This is a genomic window from Flavobacterium ajazii, assembly GCF_010614725.1.
Taxonomy (GTDB): domain Bacteria; phylum Bacteroidota; class Bacteroidia; order Flavobacteriales; family Flavobacteriaceae; genus Flavobacterium; species Flavobacterium ajazii.
Genome location: NZ_JAAEHL010000002.1, coordinates 332,524 through 356,971, shown reverse-complemented (window position 1 = coordinate 356,971; position 24,448 = coordinate 332,524). Strand labels below are relative to the sequence as shown.

At 29.8% G+C, this 24,448-nt stretch carries 23 protein-coding genes; all 23 read left to right on the top strand.

Going from position 1 to position 24,448, the window contains the following annotated elements; translation table 11 throughout:
- Window positions 1-4: 4 nt before the first annotated feature.
- The 23 genes from GWR14_RS04280 to GWR14_RS04170 all read left to right on the top strand — a co-directional run bounded on the left by GWR14_RS04280 (window position 5) and on the right by GWR14_RS04170 (window position 24,236).
- Window positions 5-835, top strand: coding sequence for a glycosyltransferase family A protein (locus GWR14_RS04280; RefSeq protein WP_163407811.1), 831 nt, complete (start codon window positions 5-7; stop codon window positions 833-835).
- A 261-nt stretch (window positions 836-1,096) separates the two neighbouring features.
- Complete coding sequence (locus tag GWR14_RS04275; RefSeq protein ID WP_163407810.1) at window positions 1,097-1,888, top strand: class I SAM-dependent methyltransferase; 792 nt, start codon at window positions 1,097-1,099, stop codon at window positions 1,886-1,888.
- A gap of 260 nt (window positions 1,889-2,148) precedes the next feature.
- Window positions 2,149-3,153 (top strand): glycosyltransferase, encoded by a 1,005-nt coding sequence (locus tag GWR14_RS04270; RefSeq protein ID WP_163407809.1) that lies wholly within the window; start codon window positions 2,149-2,151, stop codon window positions 3,151-3,153.
- Between the two features lie 74 nt (window positions 3,154-3,227).
- Window positions 3,228-4,397, top strand: coding sequence for an EpsG family protein (locus GWR14_RS04265; RefSeq protein WP_163407808.1), 1,170 nt, complete (start codon window positions 3,228-3,230; stop codon window positions 4,395-4,397).
- A 94-nt stretch (window positions 4,398-4,491) separates the two neighbouring features.
- Complete coding sequence (locus tag GWR14_RS04260; protein ID WP_163407807.1) at window positions 4,492-5,250, top strand: glycosyltransferase family 2 protein; 759 nt, start codon at window positions 4,492-4,494, stop codon at window positions 5,248-5,250.
- A gap of 53 nt (window positions 5,251-5,303) precedes the next feature.
- Window positions 5,304-6,143: a glycosyltransferase family protein gene (locus GWR14_RS04255; protein ID WP_163407806.1), complete on the top strand. Its 840-nt coding sequence runs from the start codon at window positions 5,304-5,306 to the stop codon at window positions 6,141-6,143.
- A gap of 34 nt (window positions 6,144-6,177) precedes the next feature.
- The gene (locus GWR14_RS04250; protein WP_163407805.1) at window positions 6,178-7,236 is read left to right on the top strand and encodes a glycosyltransferase family 4 protein; all 1,059 of its coding nucleotides are present in this window, start codon (window positions 6,178-6,180) and stop codon (window positions 7,234-7,236) included.
- 11 nt (window positions 7,237-7,247) lie between these two features.
- Window positions 7,248-8,219 carry an SDR family NAD(P)-dependent oxidoreductase gene (locus GWR14_RS04245; protein ID WP_163407804.1) on the top strand — a complete coding sequence of 324 codons (972 nt, stop codon included), beginning with the start codon at window positions 7,248-7,250 and terminating at the stop codon, window positions 8,217-8,219.
- 34 nt (window positions 8,220-8,253) lie between these two features.
- Window positions 8,254-10,068 (top strand): HAD-IIIA family hydrolase, encoded by a 1,815-nt coding sequence (locus GWR14_RS04240; RefSeq protein WP_163407803.1) that lies wholly within the window; start codon window positions 8,254-8,256, stop codon window positions 10,066-10,068.
- 76 nt (window positions 10,069-10,144) lie between these two features.
- Window positions 10,145-11,131: a GHMP family kinase ATP-binding protein gene (locus tag GWR14_RS04235; protein WP_163407802.1), complete on the top strand. Its 987-nt coding sequence runs from the start codon at window positions 10,145-10,147 to the stop codon at window positions 11,129-11,131.
- A 23-nt stretch (window positions 11,132-11,154) separates the two neighbouring features.
- Entirely contained in the window at window positions 11,155-11,733 is a 579-nt protein-coding gene (locus GWR14_RS04230; RefSeq protein WP_163407801.1) for a D-sedoheptulose-7-phosphate isomerase, read from the top strand.
- Window positions 11,734-11,745: 12 nt separating this feature from the next.
- Window positions 11,746-12,543, top strand: a complete 798-nt coding sequence (locus GWR14_RS04225; RefSeq protein WP_163407800.1) for a glycosyltransferase — start codon at window positions 11,746-11,748, stop codon at window positions 12,541-12,543.
- 5 nt (window positions 12,544-12,548) lie between these two features.
- A complete protein-coding gene (locus GWR14_RS04220; protein WP_163407799.1) occupies window positions 12,549-13,445 on the top strand; it encodes an NAD-dependent epimerase/dehydratase family protein in 897 nt (298 codons plus the stop codon).
- 215 nt (window positions 13,446-13,660) lie between these two features.
- Window positions 13,661-14,728 (top strand): EpsG family protein, encoded by a 1,068-nt coding sequence (locus GWR14_RS04215; RefSeq protein WP_163407798.1) that lies wholly within the window; start codon window positions 13,661-13,663, stop codon window positions 14,726-14,728.
- Between the two features lie 252 nt (window positions 14,729-14,980).
- On the top strand, window positions 14,981-15,946 hold the full coding sequence (locus GWR14_RS04210) for an MraY family glycosyltransferase (protein ID WP_163407797.1): 966 nt from the start codon (window positions 14,981-14,983) through the stop codon (window positions 15,944-15,946).
- Complete coding sequence (locus GWR14_RS04205; protein WP_163407796.1) at window positions 15,943-16,368, top strand: WxcM-like domain-containing protein; 426 nt, start codon at window positions 15,943-15,945, stop codon at window positions 16,366-16,368. Before GWR14_RS04210 ends, GWR14_RS04205 begins: the two co-directional genes overlap by 4 nt.
- The gene (locus GWR14_RS04200; RefSeq protein ID WP_163407795.1) at window positions 16,361-17,506 is read left to right on the top strand and encodes a DegT/DnrJ/EryC1/StrS family aminotransferase; all 1,146 of its coding nucleotides are present in this window, start codon (window positions 16,361-16,363) and stop codon (window positions 17,504-17,506) included. The genes GWR14_RS04205 and GWR14_RS04200 overlap by 8 nt, the downstream gene beginning before the upstream one ends.
- 1 nt (window position 17,507) lies before the next feature.
- Window positions 17,508-18,056 carry a dTDP-4-dehydrorhamnose 3,5-epimerase gene (rfbC, locus tag GWR14_RS04195; protein ID WP_163407794.1) on the top strand — a complete coding sequence of 183 codons (549 nt, stop codon included), beginning with the start codon at window positions 17,508-17,510 and terminating at the stop codon, window positions 18,054-18,056.
- Window positions 18,056-18,901: a dTDP-4-dehydrorhamnose reductase gene (gene rfbD / locus GWR14_RS04190; RefSeq protein WP_187356523.1), complete on the top strand. Its 846-nt coding sequence runs from the start codon at window positions 18,056-18,058 to the stop codon at window positions 18,899-18,901. Before rfbC ends, rfbD begins: the two co-directional genes overlap by 1 nt.
- 62 nt (window positions 18,902-18,963) lie before the next feature.
- A complete protein-coding gene (rfbA, locus tag GWR14_RS04185; RefSeq protein WP_163407792.1) occupies window positions 18,964-19,848 on the top strand; it encodes a glucose-1-phosphate thymidylyltransferase RfbA in 885 nt (294 codons plus the stop codon).
- A 77-nt stretch (window positions 19,849-19,925) separates the two neighbouring features.
- The gene (locus GWR14_RS04180; RefSeq protein ID WP_163407791.1) at window positions 19,926-21,893 is read left to right on the top strand and encodes a polysaccharide biosynthesis protein; all 1,968 of its coding nucleotides are present in this window, start codon (window positions 19,926-19,928) and stop codon (window positions 21,891-21,893) included.
- Window positions 21,894-22,030: 137 nt separating this feature from the next.
- The gene (locus GWR14_RS04175; RefSeq protein ID WP_163407790.1) at window positions 22,031-22,897 is read left to right on the top strand and encodes an ABC transporter permease; all 867 of its coding nucleotides are present in this window, start codon (window positions 22,031-22,033) and stop codon (window positions 22,895-22,897) included.
- Between the two features lie 70 nt (window positions 22,898-22,967).
- Complete coding sequence (locus GWR14_RS04170) at window positions 22,968-24,236, top strand: ABC transporter ATP-binding protein (RefSeq protein WP_163407789.1); 1,269 nt, start codon at window positions 22,968-22,970, stop codon at window positions 24,234-24,236.
- Window positions 24,237-24,448 lie beyond the last annotated feature (212 nt).

The following is a 24,448-nucleotide window of genomic DNA, read 5'->3' as shown; positions in this document are numbered from 1 at the left end:
AATGATGAATAAGAATTTTAATTATATAGTCCCGATTTTTAATAAGGAAGATATTTTGCCACAAACATTAGAAGGAATTGAAAAATGTGCTTCTTCAGAAAGTAAAATTGTTTTAATTGTTGATGGTTGTACAGATCGATCCGAATCGATTGTTGATGAATTTATAAAAAATTCATCGCATAAGGCAGAAAAAATATTAATGCCAAATGTACACATGCTTTTATCTGTAAATGCGGGGCTAAAAACTGTAAAAAATGGATTTTCTATAATAATGCAGGATGATATTATTTTACAGGATTATGATTCAGAAAAAAAGATTGTTGAATTATATGAAAGAATTAATAATTTGGGAGCTGTATCACTAAGATATGGGGCAAATATTAAGCCAAGTTCGATAAAAAACATGATTAGGAATGATTTTAAAAGAATGATTGTAAATGTTGACTTAATTCAGAGTCCTGATGATCATGCAGATTATCAGAAAGGAGAATATGAAAAATTCTATCCAAGAATGTGTGCCATTAACGGACCAAATATAATACCTTGGAATATGCTGTCGAAATTGGGACGTTTTGATGAAAATATTGCTCCCTATGGATATGATGATCCTGAGTATTGTTTGAGGGGACTAAAAGAAGGTTTTATAAATGGATTATTTCCTCTGAAGTATCAGTCAGATTTTGAATGGGGTGGTTCTAGAAGATCTAAAGAATTTCAAAAAAATGCTACTAGGATTATAAATAGAAGCCGACACTACGTTTGGAATAAACATAAAGATTATTTAAAGCACTATTTAAAAAATAATGATATTAATAGAAAACTTGAAACCCTTTAAATAACTTCGAAAGTTGATTTTGATATTAATTCTTAAAAATGTCAAAGTCCTATATCGAATGAAGGTTGTGAAGTTTTAAATTTATAAATTATTTGTTTTTAATATTTAGCGATGTGCTAATTTTTATAACATTTATGCCTTGTTTACCTATAATTTTATAATGTAAATTATTTTAAAATTTTGTGATAAATTAGTGTTTTTAAAAGCGTTGAATTGAATACGATTTATGTAAGTTTTTGTTGATTTTAAAAAATAAAATACATGATTAAACAAATTTTATTTACTAGAATATACAAAATTAAATTAGCTTTCACAAGAAGGAAAATCAATAAATATGATAAAATATATTCGTTATCTCAAATAAGCCATTATTTAAAAAGCAGAAATGAAAAATACAATTATTTTTATCATTTTTTTTGGAATCTTTCTCCAAAATGGCTAAAGGAGCATCGTGCTTATTTTTCTCAAAATTTTAGGGGTTTTGGGGAAGATGCATTTCATGCTATGTGGTTTTTTGTTTTTAAGAAATTTAAACCTAAATATATTTTGGAAATTGGTATTTATAGAGGTCAAACACTTTCTTTATTTTCATTATTAGGAAAAAAATTTGAGTTTGAAGTAGATATTCATGGAATTAGTCCTTTTACGTCTGCTGGGGATAAAGTATCTCAATATTTAGGGAATCTAGATTACTATAAAGATGTTATGATTAATTTTGATTTTTTTAAGCTACCTCTCCCAGTACTACATAAGGGGTTTTCTACAGATGAAGATATGATAAAAGTTATTAAATCTAAAGTATGGGATCTCATTTATATTGATGGCAATCATGATTATGAAATTGTTAAACAAGACTTTAATATTTGTGCAGACAGTATAAAGAAAGGTGGTTTGCTTGTTTTAGATGATGCTTCATTAAATACAGATTATACCCCATCTTTTTATTCAACAGCAGGACATCCTGGTCCTTCTTTTGTTGCTTCGGAAATTAATTTAGATTTATTCGAAGAAATTCTGTCCGTTGGACACAACCGGGTTTTTATGAAATTATAAAATTGACCAACCATTTGAATATTTTTTTTAAATGCATCTTAATGATTTTTTAAATGTGATAAATATGTTTTTTGAAAAGTGTTGTTTTTGTAATTAAACAATGGTATGACCATTAAAGTTATAGCTCTTAAAACTTGAAGTACATTGTTTAATACTTTTTAAGTTTTCAATAGCATTCATCATCTATGAATATTTGAAAAAACGTTTTTCTAATTTATAGTGATAATAATTTCAATATAAACATGACATTTAATTTATTTATGAAAGTAAAATATTATCCCTGTCAACCCCATTGTTTTGCATTCGGAGGTTTCGATATGCAAATGTTAAATACAATGGATTCTGTTATAAAATGTGGAATATTGGCAAGCAAGTTAGATGTTTGGAGTAGAGATTCAGACTTTGATATTATTCATTTATGGGGTATTGGGACATATAATTATCAGGTTATTGATTGGTCTAAGAAAGCAGAAAAGTTTATTGTAGCAACAGTTTTACTACCATATTTTGGAACAATCAGATCAAAAATAGGGCATTTTTATCGAGTAATTTTTTCGAAGTCTTTCAAACAACAGATTCGATATTATGAAATTATAGATAGAATCATAGTGGTAAATGATTTACAAGGCTTAATGTTAAATAAATATTATAAAGTTCCTTTCTCTAAAATTGATATCATTCCTAATATTGTTGAGAATCAATATTTTGAAAAACAAGAATTGGATTTTGGTATTAAATATGGTATTCGTGATTACGTTTTGTGTACGGGTAATATATCAGCGCGTAAAAATCAATATAATCTGGCACTTGCCTGTATTAATTTAAAGCAAAATTTAGTTTTAATTGGAAATATACTTGATGGAGAATTATCATATGGTAAAAAACTAGAGGAACTGGTTGAATCAAATCATAATGTATTATGGATAAAAGAGTTACCGAAGGGATCAGAAGATTTAGTTGCAGCCTATCAGAACTGTTCTTTATTTGCTTTGCCAAGTTTTGATGAGACGCAGCCAATCAGTGCCTTAGAGGCAACTGCCATGAATAAACCAGTAGTTTTAATGGATAAGAGTTATGCACATCAAAGTTACTATAAAGATGCTATTTTGTGTAAATCACATTTAGTTAAGGATATCGAGATTGCAATTAATAACAGTTTAGAATCAAATAATAAATTGATTGAAAATTTAGAAATATTAAAGTGTAAGGAAGAAAATGTTGGAAAAATGTATAGAGAGTGTTATTTTAAATTATTTACCAAATAATGGTGTAAAGAATCATAAAAGTAAGTTCTTCGATTCACATTAAGAACACTTTGCACTAATTCTTATGAAAATTTATGAGTTCTCAATTATATTTTCTCAATTCAGTTCCATATCTATTTTTTTTGTTTGTTTTGATATTTTTATTTTTTAAAGAAGGAGGTAATATCAACGAAAAAAAAACAAATTTTAATATTCGTTTTTTTACGATTGTATTGTTTTTATTTTTTATTGGATTAAGAGGCCATATTTATAGCGACTGGTATAGCTATTATCCAAAATTTGAAAACTTACCAACTTTATGGAATGGGAATATTATTAAAGAACTTAGTACAGGCGAAATGGAGCCTGGTTTTATTTTTTATAGTATTTTAATAAAATCTTTTTTTCCTAATTATTTTGTTTGGGTTTTTATTAATACAGGGATTGACTTATGGGTTTTAGATAAGGTATTTAAAACGCAGGCAAAATATTATGTACTTGCTTTCATCGTTTTTTTTGTGATGAACGGTTTGTTCATAGAATTTAACCTGTATAGAAATTCAAAATCAATTATTCTTTTTTTACTGTCTTTACAATATCTTAAAAATAGAAAGTTCATACCTTATTTCTTTATTAACTTATTAGGCATAACTTTTCATTTCTCAGCAATATTATTTATTCCATTGTATTTTATTCTTAACAAAGATATTCCTAGATTTATTGTGTGGTCAATATTTATTATTTCTAATATTGTATTTATATTTCACGTAAAGTGGATTAATTTTATTTTAGGGGATTTACTTACACTCATAAATATAAGTATGATTTCCGATAAAATGGCTCTTCATTCAGATTTTTCTACAGAAGTTGTTTTTTCAATTGGATATTTAGAAAGAATTTTTTCATTTGTTTTTTTTACAATATATTATCATAGATTAGTTGAAAAAAATTCGATGAATAGGATTTTTTATAATGTATATTTGATATATTTTATATTTATATTAAATTTCTCAGAAATCAGTGTCTTTTCAGAAAGGTTTTCAGTTTTATTTGTTTTTTCATATTGGATTCTTTATCCTAATATTTACTCGCTTATAAAATCTAAACAGAATAAATATATTTTTTTAATTCTTTTTTTTACTTTCGGATTTCTTCGTACTTATCAGGGGAATGCTAATTCACTTGCTAAATATGATAACCTTTTGTGGGGAATTGATAGCTACGATGTTAGAAAAACTGAATTTGAACAATTTTCAGCAGATTAAATTACATTTTAATCTTTCTATAATATTGAAAAGCTAATTTTAGAATTAACTGCGAAAATGTATTTTATGTTAACGGCTATCTATATCATATTTTATGACAGATCAGAATTTTCCTTTGTTGAGTATTATAACTGTTGTTTATAATGCTGAATATTTACTAAAAGAGACAATTGAAAGTGTTAGAATTCAAAAAAAAGATTGGATTGAGTATATTGTGATTGATGGGAATTCAAAAGATAATACATGTAAAATTGCGAAGGAATATGAAAGATTTATAGATGTATTTATTTCAGAAAATGATTCCGGCATTTATGACGCTATGAATAAAGGAGTTTTAGTTTCAAAAGGTAGTTATATTTCTTTTTTAAATGCTGGTGATCTACTGGTCGCTAATTTTTCAGATTTGGTGAAAAATGAATTAGATCTGAAAAGGGACGTAATTTCTTTTGGAATTAACCTGAAATTGTTAAATGGAAAATTAATTCCGATTATGCCTGAGAAATTTGAAAAATCAAATTTTAATCCGCAACATATGTATCTGCCCCACCCAGGATTATTAGTTAAGAAAACTCTTTTTGACGAAATTGGCCTTTTTAATATTAATTACAAATCTTCGGGAGATTTAGAATGGATAAATCGTATGCTGACGAGTTTAAATTTGACGATAGCGTACGTTAAAAAACCGCTCGTCATTTTTTTAGAGGGAGGCGTAAGTCAAAGTATTAAAGCATATTCTGAATCTAAAAATGTTGCCGTAATATATGGTAAGTCTAAAGTAGTTTCGAACTGGATTTTTATTAAACAAATATTGAAATTTTGGTTAGATCATTTTTTTAAATCAAAAAAATCTTGATTTTTTTAAATGGGATAATTTGCTTTGTTTATTTTTTAGTTTAAAATAGTGTTATGAATCAAAAAAATATTTGTTCTATAATTTGTTGTTATTATCCTGATGATAAAATAATCAAGAATCAATTAGAGATATTGACCAGAATTAGCGATGTTTTCATATTTGACAATTCTAGTTCTTTAATTCTAGAAGATTTTATTAATTATGACTCTGTAGTTATAAAAAAATCGATCTCTAATTTGGGTACACTTAAAGCATATAATGAAATAATTTCTGCAAATTCTAATTATGAATATTATTGGCTTTGGGACCAAGATACAGTTATTACATATGAAATTGCAAAAGAATTCATTGAAGCTTCATTTAAATGTTTTAAAGAAAGCAACAATATCGTCGCTACAACATTTTTGGATAAAAAAAATAAAATTAATCCCTTAAATAAAGATAAAATATTAATTAAAGCATCTACTACATTCTTAATGAAATCAAAGGTAGAGAGTTATGTTCCACTGGTTTTTGATGAAAATTTATTTATGGATTATGGAGATTGGGATTTTGCTTATCGTTTGACTGCTATAGGCGGGTATATACAACAAATTGAGACTCCAAAATATAATCATAGTTTTGGGGATACGAATTTGACTTGGCTCGGAAAATTCAATATTTCTTCACAGATTAGAATATATATGCAAGGCTTAAATACTATATATTTAATTAGAAAAAACGGATTATTCAATTTTCTATCAATTATTTTAATAATGCGGTTTTTTTATTTTCCTGTTAAATGCATTTTTTTAGGGATTGCCAGAGTAAATGTATACAAATTTTTTTTAGGAATTTTTGATGGCCTTAGAGGGGTTGAATCCTTTATGTTTATGACAAATAAAATGAAGTAAATATCTTAATAGATTGAGAAAGAAATGTACTATTGTGATAGAAGAATTTAATGCCTCTGGAGGATTAAAGATTCTAACTGCTATTGTTAATTTATTGGCTGAGAATAATATTGAGGTGCTAATTTTAGTTCAAAAAACAGATGTAAAAGCTTTTTATAATTTAAGTGATAAGATTACAATTGAATATATTGGATCTACAAAAGATAGTTCAAAAGTTTTATTTTTTTTTAAACTGTTTTTCAAGCTTATTTGTGTTAACGATGTTATAATAACGAGTAATTTTAGACTTAGTGTATTAAGTTTTATAACAAGGTTAATAAGATTTGATTTCAAAAAAATAATTTTTTTAATTCAGGGACTGGATAGTATTTCAATTATTTCAAACGGTAACCTGTTTTTAAGAAATATTAATCAATTTTTGTATTTTGTTTCTAAAAACATTTCAGCTAATCGGGTTTTTGTTTCGAATCATGTATTTACTAATTATAATAAGAAAGGTTTAGTAATACCTAACTACGTCGGAGATGTATTTTTTGATGACAATAGATTGTTTTTTAAAGAAAATATTATAAGTATTGGAATTGTTTCGACTAGTTCACCTAATAAAGGTTTTGATTTTTTCTTAGAAAGCAGTTATATAATTAGAAAAGATTTTGCAAGTGAGGGTTTAGAGGTTCAATTTATTTGTGCTACACCCGATAAAAAGTTATTAGAATCAAATATTTCTGAGGATATTAAATTTGTTTTTCCTAAAAATGAAATCGAAATGAGTTATTTTTATTCCAGTTGTGATATTCTTTTGTCCTGTTCAGTGTCAGAGGGTTTTAATCTGCCCGTATTAGAAGCTATGGCTTCAGGATGTATTGTGGTTGCAACGGATGATGGTGCAGTAAATGATTTAATAACAAATGAATTAAATGGTTATATACTTGCTAAAAGAGACGTGAATTTTCTGTCATCTAAGTTGTTAGAATTGGTAGAGAATAAGAATAAATTAAATAAAGTATCTAGAGAGGCTAGACTAAGAGCTGAAAATTTTTTAAAAGTTTTTTTTGATGAAGCTTATTTAAAGTATTTTAAAAACATTTTGTAAGAAAAATAAATATGAATAGACACGCATTATTAATAGGAGGAGCAGGCTTTATTGGAAGTCAATTAGCAAAAATATTACTTAGTTTAGGTTATAAGGTAACAATAGTTGATAATTTTTCAAGAGGCAAGCTAGAGTATTTAGAAGAATATAAAAGTAGTACAGAACTTAAAGTTTTAAATTTTGATATTGCTGAAAATTCCGAATGTGAAAAGGCTTTTATAGAAGCGAAAGAAAACGCAGATATTACAGAAGTTTGGCATATGGCAGCTAATTCAGATATTCCTGCAGGAGTATTAAATCCTGCGATTGATTTGAAAGACACATTTCTGACAACTTTCGAAGTTTTAAAAGTAATGAAGAAGTTTAATGTTAAAGTAATTAATTTTGCATCAAGTTCTGCAATATATGGGGATTTTGGAGATACAATGATACATGAGTCTATCGGGCCACTTTTACCTATATCTAATTATGGTGCAATGAAACTTGCATCTGAAGCCCAAATTTCGGCTGCAGCAGAAGATTTTTTGGATAGAGCAAATATATTTCGTTTTCCTAATGTTGTTGGAGTACCAGCTACACACGGTGTTATTTTAGACTTTATAAATAAATTGCTTTTCAATAAAAACGAATTACAAGTTCTCGGTGACGGAACACAGCAGAAAGCTTATCTACACGTATCAGATTTAATTAATGCAATGCTTTTAATTTCAAACCGACAAATAAGCGATAAAGTGGAGATTGTAAATATTGGCCCGTATGATAAAGGGGTTACAGTTAAATGGATTGCTGAGCAAGTTATTTTAAGAGTTAATCCGTCAGCAAAAATTGTTTTTGGAGATGGTAATAAAGGTTGGGTAGGAGATGTTCCCAAATTTAACTATTCTACTGAAAAACTTAGGTCATTCGGGTGGTCTCCCAATTTAGGATCTGAAGATGCCGTTAAAAAGGCAATAGATCAAATTGCCTTACAATTGGGAGTATAATAGTTTATTTGTATTATTTTAAGAATCATATCAATTGAAACAACAAAAAGACAATATTGATGTAGCAATTTTAGCTGGAGGAATGGGTTCAAGGTTGAAATCAAGAACCGGAAACTTACCTAAACCTATGGCTTTATTACTTGGAAAGCCTGTTTTAGAACACCAAATTGAATTGTGTAAAAAGTTTGGACTATTTAATATAACACTTTTGGTTCATTACGAACATGAGGTAATAAGCGATTATTTTAAAGATGGGAGCGATTGGGGTGTTACAATTTCGTATATTATCGAAAGGGAGCCTAGAGGTACTGCAGGAGCACTATTTGACGCTTTCGATTTTTTAAGTGATAGGATTTTGGTAATGTATGGTGATACTTATTTGGATGTTAATTTGGAAGGGATACTTGGTTTTCATGTTAATAATCAGGCAGATGTGACTTTAATGGTTCATCCAAATGACCATCCGAATGACTCAGATTTAGTAGAAATTGATAATAATTGCAAAATTCTTGCGATTCATCCTTATCCCCACCCTGAAAATATTTACTTACCCAATTTAGTTAATGCTGCTCTTTATGTAGTTGAAAAGGAAATATTGACGGGAGTTATTCCAAAAACAGGGAAGTATGATCTTGCAAAGGATACTTTTCCTACTATAATTAATATAGATGGAAATATTTTTGGCTATGTTTCACAAGAGTATATAAAGGATATGGGTACTCCCGAAAGATTAGATAAAGTTGAAAGGGATATTGTTTTGGGATTGCCCGAAAAATTGTCAACACGGGATTTAAGAACTGCAATATTTTTAGATAGAGACGGAACAATAAATGAAGAAGTTAACCATCTTTCACAGCCTGAACAGTTGGTACTCATTAATGGAGCTGCTGAAGGTATCCGTAAAATTAATCGTTCAGGAATGCTGGCAGTTGGAATTACCAATCAGCCTGTCATTGCAAGAGGTGATGTTACATGGGGTGGTCTAAAAAAAATCCATAATAAATTAGACTATGATTTAGGTCTCAAAAATGCGTATTTGGATAAGATTTATGTATGTCCACACCATCCTCACAAAGGTTTTTCAGGAGAAATTGCAGATTTAAAGATAGAATGTAATTGTCGCAAGCCCAAAACAGGACTCATTGATTTAGCAATTCAGGAATTAGAAATAAATAGAAGAAAGTCTTGGTTTATAGGAGATACTACTTCAGATATAAAGGCAGGAAAAAATTCAGGCCTGCATACGGTGTTAGTAAGAACTGGTCATGCAGGGACTGATGCTAAATATTCGATAAAACCAGATTTTATCTTTTCAGATTTAGAAGAAGCTATTGATTGGGTAATTGAGGGTTATGCATTGTTGACGAAAAGGATTATGCCTATAATTCCTTTAGCAAGTGAAGCCCGAATGATTTTAATAGGAGGACCTGCCCGAGCAGGAAAAAGTTCTACGGCCAAGGTTGTAGAAGAATTACTTTTGCATATTGGAAAAACAGTTCATATAGTTTGTGCAGATGGTTGGATTTTTCCCGTTGAGAAAAGAAATGAAGGTACTGGAGTATTGAATAGATACAACATGTCCGGTATTAGAGAATTTGCAGAACAATTTTTGAATAGTCAAACAAGACTGGATATTAAAGTGCCAATTTATGATAGATTAAAACGGAATTCCAATAATCATGAAGTTATTTCAATTGGACCTGAAGATATTGTAATCTTAGAAGGAGTCCCGGTATTATTGGATGAATTTCTTTGTACAAATTCTAATGTCCGAATATTTGTTGATGTTGAAGATTTAAAGATTATATCTGGCGTAAAGAAGACAGTAATACTATTGAAGAAAAATTAAAAGCTCGAATGGTAGATGAAGTTCAAGCTGTAAGAGAAAGTGCGATAAATTCTACTCATAAAATAAAAAATAAAAAATGATAATAAGTAAAACCCCTTTGCGCATGAGTTGGGTAGGCGGAGGCAGTGACCTGCCTGCTTTTTATAAGGAAGAAGTAGGTGCAGTATTGTCAACAAGTATCAATAGGTACGTTTATGTAGCAGTAAATCCAAAATTTGATGGCAAAATACGCCTCAATTACAGTAAAACAGAAGAGGTTGATTTTGTCAGTCAAATCGAGCATCCTATTTTTAGAGAAGCATTATTACATATGAGTATAAACGGGGGGATTGAAATTGCCTCAATGGCAGATATTCCTTCAAAAGGTTCCGGTTTAGGATCTTCGAGTTCGTTCACAGTTGGATTATTAAATGCTCTAAATGCATATAAAAATCAATTTAGTTCTAAGGAAATGTTAGCCAGTGAAGCCTGCAATATTGAAATTTTAAAATGTGGAGAACCAATCGGAAAACAAGACCAATATGCTGCATCTTATGGCGGAATGAATCTAATTAAATTTCATCCAAATGATTCCGTAACAGTTGATCCAATTATTTGCAGTCCTAAGACAATCCAAATGATCGAGGACTACACCTTGGTTTTTTTTACTGGCAGAACAAGGAGCGCTTCAGAACTTTTGGCACAGCAGTCTAAAGATTTGATTTCCATAGACAGAAAACTTTTAATGCGTCGAATGGTTGAATTAACTTTTGATTTGAAACACGAACTGGAAAGTAATTCGATCACTAATTTTGGTGAAATACTTCATGAGAATTGGATTTTAAAATCTCAATTGACGAAAGGAATAACGAATTCTGAAATTGATTTCTGGTATAATCAAGGAATGAAGAACGGTGCGTTAGGCGGAAAATTATTAGGTGCCGGTAATGGAGGTTTTATTATGTTTTTTGCACCTCCGGATAAACATGATTCAATTGCAAAATCCTTAGTTAATCTACAACGTGTGAAGTTTAAATTCGATATGGCCGGGTCTCAAATAGTTCATTACCAGCCAACCAATTAATTTTAATCAATAAAAAAAATTATATGTCAACTAACATTAAATTTACAATAAAAAATTATTTTGATTCCCACGTTTCATTGTTTGAAAAAATGGATATTTCAGAAATTAATGAAGCTATCGAATTGTTAAAGTCCAAGTACATCACTGGTAATAAGATAATAACATGTGGAAATGGAGGAAGTGCATATACTGCTTCACATTATATTACAGATTGGAATAAGATGGTAAATATTGCAACAGGTAATAAATTTAATGGAGTTTCATTATGCGACAATATAGGTCTCATAACTGCATTTGGTAATGATATGAATTACGATGAAATATTTTCTGGGCAATTAAAGTCAATAATGCAATCTGATGATTTGTTGATTGTTGTTAGTGGTAGTGGTAATTCTCCTAATGTAATTAAAGCGTTAGAATATGCAAACTCTATTGGAGCTGAAACTTTGGCAATTGTCGGATACGATGGTGGCAAAGCAAAAGAAATTGCTAAAAAATGTATTTGGATACCATCATATGATATGCAGCTTTGTGAGGATATTCATTTGATGTTCGGTCATATGGTTATGAAAGAACTATGTGGAGCAGATATTAAATCTTGAAATCTGTATTAAATGGATTATCAATATATTTCAATAGTTATACCGGTCTTTAATGTTGAACCAGAAATTCTAAAAAAGAGTTTAGAAAGTATTTCTAATCAGACATATGAATTTTTTGAAGTAATACTTGTTGATGATAGTACCGATATAAAATGTTCTAATTTTTGTGTAGATTACTGTGTTATAGATCAAAGGTTTAGATATTTTAAAACTGAAGATAGACTGGGCTTGCCAAAATCTTTGAATTTCGGGATATCCATTGCTAAATATGATATAATTGCGCGTTTTGACTCTGATGATATTTGTTTTTTGAATAGGTTTGAGCTACAAATAAATTATATGAAATGTAATAGTAATATAGATGTATTGGGTGGTGCAATACAAATTATTAATAATACAGAAGAAGTTAAGGCAATTCGTTTATATCCCGTCGGAACTAATAAAGTTCGATGGAAAATGCAAATTGATTGTCCAATTGCACACCCAACAGTAATGTTTAAGAAACATTTGGTTAGTAATTATGGGGGGTATGATGAAAGTTTTAAATATGCGGAAGATATTGAATTATGGTTAAGATGGTTAAATAATGGTGTGAGATTTTCAAATTTAGCGGTGCCATTAATAAAATACAGACAAAACGATTTTATTAGAAATACCAAACATTACAGGTATTTTTTAAACGCTCGATTTAGAAATTTTAATTTTAAATTTATACCTATTAACTTTATAGGTATTTTTATTCTTCTTTTAACACAGATTCTGCCTGATAATGTAATGGCATTATATTATAGCTATAAATATAGGAATTAATTAAAATGCAAGTACATATTACAGGTTCTACAGGATTCTTAGGCAAAAATCTTCAAGGATATTTAAAGACTTCACATGATGTGCACCCGATGTATGTGCGATACATGCCTAATCAGAAATTTGAAATTGTAGCGGATGCTTTGATCCATCTTGCCGGAAAAGCACATGATTTAAAAAAGGTATCTGCTCCCCAAGATTATTACGAGGCAAATTTTGAATTAACAAAACAATTATTTGATGCTTTTTTAATTTCAAAAGCCTCTGTTTTTATTTTTATGAGTACTGTAAAAGCTGTTGCAGATGAAGTAAAAGAAGTTTTAACAGAAGAAGCAGATCCTAATCCGAAAACTCATTACGGTATTTCCAAATATCAGGCAGAGGAATATATTCTGAATAAAAAATTGCCTGTAGGGAAGAGAATCTATATCCTAAGGCCTTGTATGATACACGGTCCGGGAAACAAAGGAAATCTTAATTTGTTATACCAACTGGTAGCAAAAGGAGTTCCTTGGCCATTGGGTGCCTTTGAGAACAACCGTTCTTTTTTGAGTGTTGAAAATCTTTGTTTTATTATAAAAGAGTTGTTAGATAATGAAAATATTTTATCAGGGGTTTATAATCTTGCGGACGATAAATCGTTATCTACAAATGAATTAATTAATTTGTTAAGCAATACTTTAAAAAGAAAATGTAAAATTTGGTCAGTTCCTGTCTCTTTTATTCATGGGTTGGCAAAAGCAGGGGATTTTTTGCATTTACCTTTGAATTCAGAGCGTTTGCAAAAATTAACTGAAAACTATGTGGTTAGTAATCAAAAGATTATTAATGCTATTGGGAAAAGTTTGCCAGTATCTGTAGAGGAAGGATTGATAAAGACTTATGAATCGTTTAGGATAAAGTAAAACTTAGTTAATGAATATGAAAAATAGAGAATTACAAAAAAACACACATTTAGACTTTTGGGAATTTAGTATTAAAAAAAGATATTTAGAACAAAAGTTAAGATGTAAATAAAAAGAGTAATCGGGAAGCTGAAATATAGTTATTAGCGATGTTACAATCAGAAATTAAAGAAGTAAAGCTTTTAGATGCAAAATATAAAACATTAAATTAAGATATGTTTTTTTATATTTTATTGATTCTTCTTATACTAGCTTTATTTTTTGTTAGTTATTTTAAGCCAGATGTAGAAAAAAAGATTAGCATCATTCTATTGCTCATCATGATTTTAATTGGTGGTTTTAGAGATAGAATTGGTCCGGATTATCAAAGTTATGTTAATTGGTATCTATATAAAACTAGGGATGATGGTTTAGAATTTGGTTTTGTAGCAATCATGAACTTGTTTCGCTGGATTAATTTGAGTCCTGCTTTTCTTTTTTTCTTTTTTTCTTTTTTGACTTATTGTTTTCTTTTTTTAGGTGTAAGAAAATATACTGGAAATTCTGCTATTGCTATTTTATTTTATATGCTGATTCCAAGTTTGTATTTATCATCTTTTTCAATGATTAGGCAGTCTTTTTCAGTAGCTATCAGTTTTTATGCTTTTTATTATTTGATTAATAAAAAGTATTTAATTTATTTATTATTGATGTTCATAGGTATATCTATTCATAACAGCTGTTTGATTGCTTTTTTTGTGTTCTTTTTTGTTTTTAAATATGGGTATAAAGTAAGAGTAAATCATCTATACGGTTTATTAATTATTTCATTCCTTTTATCAAGATTAGATTTTTTCCAAATTTTTAGAGCATTATTTGAAAAAACCCGGTATATACATTATTTTTCGAATGAAGCTATACCAACTGATTTTCTAAAAATAATTATCATGAATCTGCAAGGAATTTTAATTTTATTTTATTTTCAACAACTTAAAAATAAATATTCCTATCAGCAATACTTAATAGTTTTATATTGTTTTTCAATTGTTTTTGTTAATTTTTTTTCGAAGAGTAATGATTTGATTCGATTTTCCAATTATTTTAGGATTTTTGAAATTATAATAATAGGCGATTTAATTTTTTTAGAGAAAAACCGTAAAAGATTACTTTTTTTTGTCTGTTTTTACGGGCTTTATTTAGGCGCATTTTTTAATGCATTAAAGAAAGATTTCGACCTTCCTAGTAGTAATACGCCCAAGTTTGTACCTTATAAAAGTATTTTGTGGCCGTCAGAAAAGTATTAGAATAAATAGCGAATTAATAAATTCATTTTAGTAAATTATTTTTATACATTAAAAAAGCTAGACTTTTTACAGAAGTATTCGAGTTATCAAATTAAAAAATTAGTTTTAAAATCACATAAAAATAACGATATAATAACAACCATAGATCAGATTATTATTAACCTAAACTTTTCGAAGATTCACTTCAGTTTTTTTAAGGTTATATTTCAAAGAACAGCAAATAAAAAACAACATAAAAAATGCCTTTTACTTATGGCCAATATAGTATTACTATTTTTATTCATCGCTATTGAATTGATTTATTTTAAGATAGCTGACCATTACAATATTATTGATAGACCCAACGACAGAAGTTCTCATGCAAATATCACATTACGTGGCGGCGGAGTAATTTTTTGGTTTTCTGCATTAATTTATTTTATTCAGCATATACAAAGCAATTATTTTTTCTTCACCGGAATTACATTGGTAAGTTTAGTAAGTTTTTGGGATGATATTCAGAGTTTATCAAATAAAATAAGGATTTCAATTCATTTTTTTGCTATTACTTTGGTACTTTATGATTTAGGCGTCTTTCATGAAATTTCTATTCTTATAATTATTGTAATTTATATTGCTGCTATTGGTTTTTTAAATATTTATAACTTTATGGACGGAATTAATGGTATTACTGGGGTATATACTTTGGTAATCATGGGGTCATTGTTATATGTAAATAAAAATATCCAGTTATTTACAGATAGCAGTTTTATAAAATATGCTATGATTGCCAGTTTGGTTTTTCTATTCTTTAATTATCGAAAAAAAGCCAAGTGTTTTGCTGGTGATGTTGGTAGTATAGCAATAGCATTTTGGGTTATTTATTTTATTTTAAAACTTATTTTGACAACAAATTCAGTACTGTGGATTTTGCTTTTTGCAGTTTATGGAACAGATGGTGTTTGTACAATTTTACATCGTTTATACCTGAGACAAAATATTTTTGAAGCTCATCGTCTACACTTATATCAGATTTTAAGCAATGAATATAAAATTCAACATAGATTAGTAGCATTATATTATGCTTTGGCACAAATAATAGTATCAGGTGTAGTGATATTTTTATATCAAAAAATTCAGGAGGGATTAATATTTACAATAGTCATAATCCCCTTATTTTTTATTTATATGTCGAAATTTTATTTGTTGAAAAAAAGGGCTTTAAAGTTGAATTCATGAATCCTAAAATAATTGAGGGAGGTAATTTTTCCGATTATCGCGGCACGATTTCTTACGTAAACGATTTTAGTTTTAAGGATATCGAAAGATTTTATATTATCAGTAATTCTGATGAAAATCCAATTCGGGCATGGCAGGGACATAAATTGGATGCTAAGAATTTCTATTGCATAAGTGGATCTTTTAAAATTCATTTTATAAAAATTGATAACTGGGATAATCCTTCAAAAGATTTGCTTATCGAAACTATAATAGTGACTGCTACAGAAAGTAAAATCGTGCATATTCCTAAAGGTTATGCAAATGCAATTGAATCTTTAGAAACAGGTTCAAAATTAATATCGTTTTCTACCTTACCATTGACAGCTGTTAGTGATGACGATGTTCGTTATGCTCCAGATTATTGGAAAATTAATGAATAACAGAAGAATTTTTTTATCACTCTCCAAACAAAGTGGTTTTGAACAGAAGTATATTCAGAAAGCACTTGATGACAACTGGATTACTTCAGGTGGTCCTAATGTAAATGATTTTGAAGAAGTTTTAGAAAATTATCTTGATGCTGAGTCATATGTAACAGCTCTGAATTCAGGAACATCAGCAATTCATTTAGCGTTAGTTTTATTAGGAGTTAAAACGGGAGATGAGGTTATTTGCCAAAGTTTGACGTTTTCTGCATCGGCTAATCCAATTTTATATCAGGGGGCAATTCCGGTATTTGTAGACAGTGAGTTGGAAACCTGGAATATATGTCCTGAACAGCTCGAAATTGCAATTTGTGACAGGATTAAAAAAGGAAAAAAACCAAAAGCAATTATAGCTGTTCACTTGTACGGTAGTCCATATAAAGCAGATGAAATTCATGCGATTGCAGAACGGTATGAAATTCCGGTTATTGAGGATAGTGCGGAGGCATTAGGAAGTTCATACAAAGGAAAAAAATGCGGGACGTTTGGGGCTTTTGGAATTCTGTCTTTTAATGGTAATAAGATTATTACCACTTCCGGTGGAGGAGGATTGGTTTCAAAATCAACACAATTAAAAGAAAAATCAATTTTTTACGCAACCCAATCCAAAGATAAAGCGGTTCATTATCAACATAGTGAAATAGGATATAATTATAGAATGAGTAATATTTGTGCCGGAGTAGGACTTGGGCAGATGAAAGTTTTGGATAAAAACATTGACTATAGAAGAGAGATAAATCATTTTTATAAGGAGATTTTTAAGGATATTAAAGAAATAAAATTGTTTCAGACTGCCAACAAAGATTTTTTTTCAAATTATTGGTTAAGTACAATTTTAGTTAAAGAGTATGAAAATATAAACAGGGAAAGTTTAAGACTTGCATTAGAAAACGCCAATATTGAATGCCGCCCTATTTGGAAGCCAATGCATTTACAGCCAGTTTTTTCTGGTTATCCATATTATGGTGGAAATGTAGCTGAAGAGTTATTCAAAAAAGGATTGTGTTTGCCTTCAGGATCTAGTCTGACAAAAGAAGAAAAAGAGAGGATAAAAGAAGTAATCCATATCTTCTTTAATAATTATAATAGTTAATATGAAAATTGAAGAAACATTTATTAAAGATTTACTAATAGTTGAGCCAATAGTTTTTGGCGATGAGAGAGGATATTTTTTTGAATCGTATAGCAAGACAAAATTTGAAAGTTTAGGAATACATATTGAATTTGTTCAGGATAATCAGTCTTTTTCTAAAAAAGGTACTCTGAGAGGTTTACATTATCAAAACCCTCCTTTTGCACAAACTAAACTGGTTAGAGTTTTGAAAGGCGAAATTATAGATGTAGCGGTAGATTTAAGAAAAGATTCTCCTACTTACGGAAAGGCATTTAGTATTTTGCTTTCAGCAGAGAACAAAAAGCAATTGTTGGTACCTCAGGGATTTGCACATGGTTTTTCTGTAATTAGTGAGACAGCTTCTGTAATGTATAAATGCGATCAGTTTTACAACAAGGCTTCAGAAGGCGGAATTAAATTTGATGATCCGTCTTTAAATATTGATTGGGGAATGGATTTGAATGATGCAATTGTGTCTGAAAAAGATCAGATTTTACCCTTTGTTGAAAATTGTAATAGCTTGTTTTAATGATGAAAATTTTAGTAACAGGTGCCAGTGGACAATTAGGGGCTGAACTTTCTGGGCTTTCTTCAGATTATTCTCAGTACGAATGGGTCTTTGCAGACAGAACTCAGATTACATTAAACGATTTAGATTTACTAAATACTCAATTAAATAAAATAAATCCTGATATTATCCTTAATTGTGGAGCTTATACAGCAGTTGATAAGGCAGAATCAGAAAAAGATTTGGCTTTTACTGTAAACCATTTGGCGGTAGAATTGATAGCGAAATATGCAAAAGATAATAATGTGAAATTAATTCATATTTCTACTGATTATGTTTTTGATGGAACTTCTTCGATAGCTTTAAGTGAGGAAGCAGAAACTAATCCGATAAATGCTTATGGTGCAAGTAAATTAGCAGGCGAAATAGCTTGTTTAAAAGAAAATCCAAACTCTATAATTATCAGAACTTCTTGGGTTTATAGTAAATTTGGAAATAATTTTGTTAAAACAATGAAGCGTCTCATGAATGAAAGAGAATCTATTAATGTGGTAAATGATCAGGTTGGTTCTCCCACTTATGCTGCTGATCTGGCAAAGGCTATGATAGTTATTCTGGAATCTGAGAAATGGATACCAGGAATCTATAATTATTCGAATGAAGGTGAAATAAGCTGGTATGAATTTGCGTTGAGCATCAAAGAATTTGGAAATTATAATTGCAATGTGGAAGGAATTCCATCAGTATCCTACCCAACTCCTGCCAAACGTCCAGAGTTTTCATTATTGGATAAGAAAAAAATAAAAAGAATTTATAATTTAGATGTTCCTAATTATAAAGAGAGTTTAAAAAGAATGTTTATCTAAAAAAATGGATTTTGAATTAAAATTTCTATTTAGAAATTTAAGACTAAATCATATATCGTAATATGAAAGGAATTATATTAGCTGGTGGTTCAGGAACACGATTGCACCCTTTAACCCTTGCAATGAGCAAGCAAATGATGCCGGTGTATGATAAACCAATGATTTATTATCCCCTATCAACATTAATGATGTCGGGAATAAACGAGATATTAATTATTTCTACTCCTCATGATTTGCCTAATTTTAAAAAATTATTAGGTGACGGCTCAGGTTTAGGATGCAAATTCAGCTATGCTGAACAGGCAGTTCCAAATGGTTTGGCACAGGCTTTTGTAATCGGTGAGGAATTTATAGGAACTGATGATGTTGCTTTAATATTGGGAGATAACATATTTTTTGGTTCCAATATGCAGGAACTTTTGAAATCAAATACAAAGCCAAACGGAGGTGTTGTTTTTGCATATCATGTTTCGGATCCGGAAAGATATGGGGTAGTAGAATTTGATGAGAACCTTAAAGCAGTTTCTATTGAAGAAAAGCCGGAAAATCCAAAATCAAGTTATGCGGTTCCGGGATTATATTTTTATGATAATTCAGTTGTCGAAGTTGCTAAAAGTATTCAGCCAAGTGCAAGAGGCGAGTATGAAATTACAGATGTTAATAAGGTATATTTAGAAAGAGGATTGTTAAAAGTTGGTATTTTGAGCAGAGGTACCGCCTGGTTGGATACAGGAACTTTTAACAGTTTAATGCAGGCTGGACAATTTGTTCAGGTCTTAGAAGAAAGACAGGGATTAAAAGTAGGGTGTATTGAAGAAATTGCATGGCGCCAAGGTTTTATTTCAGATAAAGAATTAGAAAAGTTGGCTTTACCATTGGTTAAATCAGGATACGGGTCTTATCTAATGGAATTTTTAAGACAAAAGAGAAAAAGTAACCTATTTTAATTTTAAAAGAAATATTTTTTAAAATCTTTAATTAGTATTTTTGTAAGTGTAATTTTTCAATATTAAAGAGAACTAACTTGGATACGAACCCACTAACCAAAATAGCAGCGTTGTTGCATAATAAATTCTCGCCAAGAAACATTAAAGCAAATATTAATAATCTTAGTTATTTGCCCAGATGGATTATTGTAGCTATAGATGTAATGGTTTTGGTTTTTTCGTTTACTTTTACCTATATGTTGTTTGAAGGAACAGCATTAGGTTATGTCATAACGAGATATCATTTTTATTTTGTATCGAGTCTTTTAACCATTAATTTGTTTTTCTTCTGGCTGTTTAGGACATATTCCGGGATTATAAGGCATTCTTCCTATATTGATGCAATAAAACTGTTGTTTTCTCAAATGTCGGTTTTGATTTTCTTTTTGATTTTTAATTTGTTTTTTGAGCTTTATACAGGACATAAGGCATTTTTAAACACAGCACTTTTTATAAACTTAGTACTTTCTTTTTGTGGTTTATTTTTATACCGTGTGATTGTAAAACAGACTTTTGAAATTTATTTCTCGGAAAAAATAGATTCGAAGTTAATACGGACAGTAATTTATGGTACCGACGCCAATGCAATTTCAGTTGCCAACGCATTAAAGTTTGAAACACCTTCAAGATTTAAGATTGTTGGTTTTGTTGATAAAAACAGTCAAAATGCTTCAAAACGAATGTTGGATTTACCAATATTGATTCAAAAGAAAAGATTGCCGGCTTTAATGAGATCAGTAGCTGCAGAAGGGATTATCATTGCAGATAAAAGTTTGTCCAAAGATGAGCAGCTGATAATTGTTGATCAGTGTTTGGAATTCAACTACAGAGTATATACGGTTCCATTAATTTCAGATTGGGAGAACCAGAAAGAAATTTCCCAGAAAGTAAAGAATATTCAGATTGAGGATTTACTTGAAAGAAAACCGATTGTATTAGACAGCAAATCGATTTCTAAGCAATTAAAGGATAAAGTCATACTAATTACTGGAGCAGCAGGATCTATAGGGAGCGAAATTGTAAGGCAGGTTTTAGGTTTTAACCCAAAAACGATAGTAATTCTGGACCAGGCAGAAACGCCTTTACATAATTTATGTTTAGAGACAGTGGCATTGGACTCACAAACAAAAATAAAAGCTGTCATTGCAGATGTCAAAAGTAAAAAAGCTTTAGAAAAAGTGTTTGCGGATTTTAAACCACAGGTAGTTTTTCATGCAGCAGCCTATAAACATGTTCCCTTAATGGAAGAAAATCCTTCTCAGGCGATTCTTACGAATGTAAAAGGGACAAAAAATTTGGCAGATCTTTCCTGTAAGTATAATGTGAAGAAATTTGTAATGGTTTCTACTGATAAAGCTGTGAATCCAAGCAATGTTATGGGAGCGAGTAAAAGAATTGCTGAAAAATATGTTCAGTCTTTGTTTTTAAAAAATCAAGAGGAACAATCAGGTTGCAGAACCAAATTTATTACGACTCGTTTTGGAAACGTTTTAGGATCTAATGGCTCTGTAGTTCCCTTGTTTACAAAACAAATTGCCGAAGGAGGCCCCGTAACGATTACTCATCAGGATATTATTCGTTACTTTATGACAATTCCAGAAGCCTGCCAACTGGTTTTAGAAGCTGGCGCGATGGGAAATGGAGGCGAAATTTATATCTTTGACATGGGAAAACCTGTTAAGATAATTGATTTGGCTAAAAAAATGATTAAGTTAGCTGGTTTCATACCTGATAAAGAAATAAAAATAAAAATTGTAGGACTCAGACCAGGTGAAAAGCTCTATGAAGAGTTATTAAACGATACTTCGAAAACACTTCCCACTTATCATAACAAAATTATGATTGCGCAGGAAATTCAGGACGAATATCAAAACCTGCACATTGAAATTGAGGAGCTTATAGGAATTTCCAATTTTTATAGTAATGATGACATAGTAAGTAAAATGAAAAAAATTGTTCCTGAATTTAAAAGTATGAATTCTACTTTTGAAGTTTTGGATAAATAAAATAAAGATAAAATTAAAAATAAAAGGTGTTTTGTAAAAAACGCCTTTTTGCTTTTTCAATCTTTTTCTGCACAGGTAAAATCCTGTTAATTGTAGAGGTTAAGGTGAAAAAAGCATTACAGGAAAATAGTTTTAAAATGAACAATGTTAATGACAATAAGGACTGGTTGTTTGAAATAACGCCAAAAAATAAATTTTTCTCATTAAATTTTAAAGAAATCTGGCAATACAGGGATTTATTGTTTCTATTTGTTAAGCGGGATGTAATTACGGTTTATAAGCAGACAGTTTTAGGGCCGTTGTGGTATTTAATACAGCCTTTATTTACCTCGGTGACGTTTACCATCATTTTTAATAACGTTGCCGGAATTAATACAGGTACTGTACCTCCTTTTTTATTTAATTTAGCAGGGATTACGGTTTGGAATTATTTTACGGCTTGTCTTACAGGGACTTCAGATACTTTTAAAGCAAACGCTAGTATTTTTGGAAAAGTATATTTTCCTCGAATTATAACACCACTATCAGTTGTTATTTCAAACTTGTTGAAGTTCGGAATTCAATTTATAATTTTTATTACATTTTATATTCTATATTGTTTCAAAGGAGCTAGTTTAGCACTGAGTCCGTTAGTATTGTTTTTTCCTGTTTTAATTGCTGTCATGGGTGTTTTAGGATTGGGATTAGGAATGTTAATTTCATCAATGGTTACTAAATACCGGGATTTTAGTTATTTGGTAACTTTTGGAATACAACTATTAATGTATTTATCGGCTGTGATGTATCCAATGGAACTGATTAAGAATAAAATTCCCGCATTTGGCTGGTTAGTAGAATATAATCCTCTGGCCTACATTATTGAAACTTCCCGTTATATGCTTTTAAATGTTGGGGAAATTTCAATTTTAGGGCTTAGTTATACATTAATAGTGACCATAGCTATATTTTTTATAGGGCTTTTGATTTTTAATAGAACCGAAAAAAGCTTTATTGATACAGTATAATATCAATTGCAATTTTAAATATCAATTTCAATATATTCAAATATTATTTTATTTCTAATCGAACTCTAAATTGAAAGACATTATATTAAAAGCCGAAAATATTTCTAAACAATATCGCTTAGGACAAGTAGGAACAGGAACTTTGAGCCATGATCTAAATCGTTGGTGGCATCAAATTAGAGGAAAAGAAGATCCTTATCTAAAAGTTGGAGAAGTTAACGACCGCTCTACAAAAGGAACTTCAGATTACGTCTGGGCATTACAGAATATTAATTTTGAAGTAGAGCGTGGCGAAGTTTTAGGTATTATTGGTAAAAACGGAGCAGGGAAATCAACTTTGTTAAAAATACTTTCTAAAGTTACAGCTCCTACTACAGGAAGCATTAAATCACGTGGGCGTATTGCTTCGCTTTTAGAAGTAGGAACTGGATTTAACGGAGAGATGACAGGAAGGGAAAATATTTACTTAAACGGAGCTATTCTGGGGATGACCAAAAAAGAGATTACCTCCAAACTTGATGAAATTATTGAATTCTCAGGATGTGAACGTTATATTGATACTCCCGTAAAACGCTATAGTAGCGGAATGACCGTTCGATTAGCATTTGCAGTTGCCGCTTTTCTGGAACCTGAAATTTTGGTAGTTGATGAGGTTTTGGCAGTAGGAGATGCAGAGTTCCAGAAAAAAGCCATTGGTAAAATGCAGGATATTTCTAAGGGTGAAGGAAGAACCGTGTTGTTTGTGAGTCATAATATGGCGGCTGTGAAGAGTTTGTGTACTAAAACAATTATGATGGAGAATGGAAGGATCGTTTTTGAAGGTAATACAAATGAAGGAATTGACTATTATCTAAAATCGAATGAGTATGAAGGATATAGAGGAAGATATGTTTCAGAGCCTACACATAAAAAATCAGCATTTATTAGTCTTTCGTTAGTAGATAAGGAAAATGAGGTTAGAACTGAATTTGGTTTTGAAGAAGAAATAGCAATCATTATTAAAATTAAGATTGGAGAGGAAGCATTGAGAGGTAATGTTGGATTTAGAGTTGTTGATATCAAAGAAAGAGTTATTTTTTCATCAGATGTGAAAATTTCAAATTTTGTAGACAAAGAGGGGGAGTGCGAATTTAAAGTTTTGATTCCTCAAAAGATTTTAGCTCCTAATTCACTCAAGATTACGTTTATTTATCATATTCCGAACATAGCTTTTATTGATTATTTGGCAGATTGTTTATCTTTTGAGATTATTGAAACAGGTTCAGATTTTGCTCAGTATCCTGGTTTAGATTTTGGATGTGTTTTGTTAGATTGTGAATGGAAGAATTTGAGTAATTAAATCTTTAAGTTAGTAAAGATTTTTTCAAAGATAGAGTAGTTTTTTTCCAGATATTTTTGAGTAATATGACTATAAAGGCTTCGATGAAGAAAATTTTAAAAAAAATTAAAAAGAGATTATTTCCTACTACAAGTAATGTGCATAAAAATATTAGCTTGGATGTATCAATAGGAAAAAATTGCCAAATTGTTAAAACCAAATTTGGAAGGTTT

Coding starts and splice junctions, on each gene's coding strand:
- GWR14_RS04280 (WP_163407811.1), top strand. CDS start 5: ATGAATAAGAATTTTAATTATATAGTCCCGATTTTTAATAAGGAAGAT.
- GWR14_RS04275 (WP_163407810.1), top strand. CDS start 1,097: ATGATTAAACAAATTTTATTTACTAGAATATACAAAATTAAATTAGCT.
- GWR14_RS04270 (WP_163407809.1), top strand. CDS start 2,149: ATGAAAGTAAAATATTATCCCTGTCAACCCCATTGTTTTGCATTCGGA.
- GWR14_RS04265 (WP_163407808.1), top strand. CDS start 3,228: ATGAGTTCTCAATTATATTTTCTCAATTCAGTTCCATATCTATTTTTT.
- GWR14_RS04260 (WP_163407807.1), top strand. CDS start 4,492: ATGACAGATCAGAATTTTCCTTTGTTGAGTATTATAACTGTTGTTTAT.
- GWR14_RS04255 (WP_163407806.1), top strand. CDS start 5,304: ATGAATCAAAAAAATATTTGTTCTATAATTTGTTGTTATTATCCTGAT.
- GWR14_RS04245 (WP_163407804.1), top strand. CDS start 7,248: ATGAATAGACACGCATTATTAATAGGAGGAGCAGGCTTTATTGGAAGT.
- GWR14_RS04235 (WP_163407802.1), top strand. CDS start 10,145: ATGATAATAAGTAAAACCCCTTTGCGCATGAGTTGGGTAGGCGGAGGC.
- GWR14_RS04230 (WP_163407801.1), top strand. CDS start 11,155: ATGTCAACTAACATTAAATTTACAATAAAAAATTATTTTGATTCCCAC.
- GWR14_RS04225 (WP_163407800.1), top strand. CDS start 11,746: ATGGATTATCAATATATTTCAATAGTTATACCGGTCTTTAATGTTGAA.
- GWR14_RS04220 (WP_163407799.1), top strand. CDS start 12,549: ATGCAAGTACATATTACAGGTTCTACAGGATTCTTAGGCAAAAATCTT.
- GWR14_RS04215 (WP_163407798.1), top strand. CDS start 13,661: ATGTTTTTTTATATTTTATTGATTCTTCTTATACTAGCTTTATTTTTT.
- GWR14_RS04210 (WP_163407797.1), top strand. CDS start 14,981: ATGGCCAATATAGTATTACTATTTTTATTCATCGCTATTGAATTGATT.
- GWR14_RS04205 (WP_163407796.1), top strand. CDS start 15,943: ATGAATCCTAAAATAATTGAGGGAGGTAATTTTTCCGATTATCGCGGC.
- GWR14_RS04200 (WP_163407795.1), top strand. CDS start 16,361: ATGAATAACAGAAGAATTTTTTTATCACTCTCCAAACAAAGTGGTTTT.
- rfbC (WP_163407794.1), top strand. CDS start 17,508: ATGAAAATTGAAGAAACATTTATTAAAGATTTACTAATAGTTGAGCCA.
- rfbD (WP_187356523.1), top strand. CDS start 18,056: ATGATGAAAATTTTAGTAACAGGTGCCAGTGGACAATTAGGGGCTGAA.
- rfbA (WP_163407792.1), top strand. CDS start 18,964: ATGAAAGGAATTATATTAGCTGGTGGTTCAGGAACACGATTGCACCCT.
- GWR14_RS04175 (WP_163407790.1), top strand. CDS start 22,031: ATGAACAATGTTAATGACAATAAGGACTGGTTGTTTGAAATAACGCCA.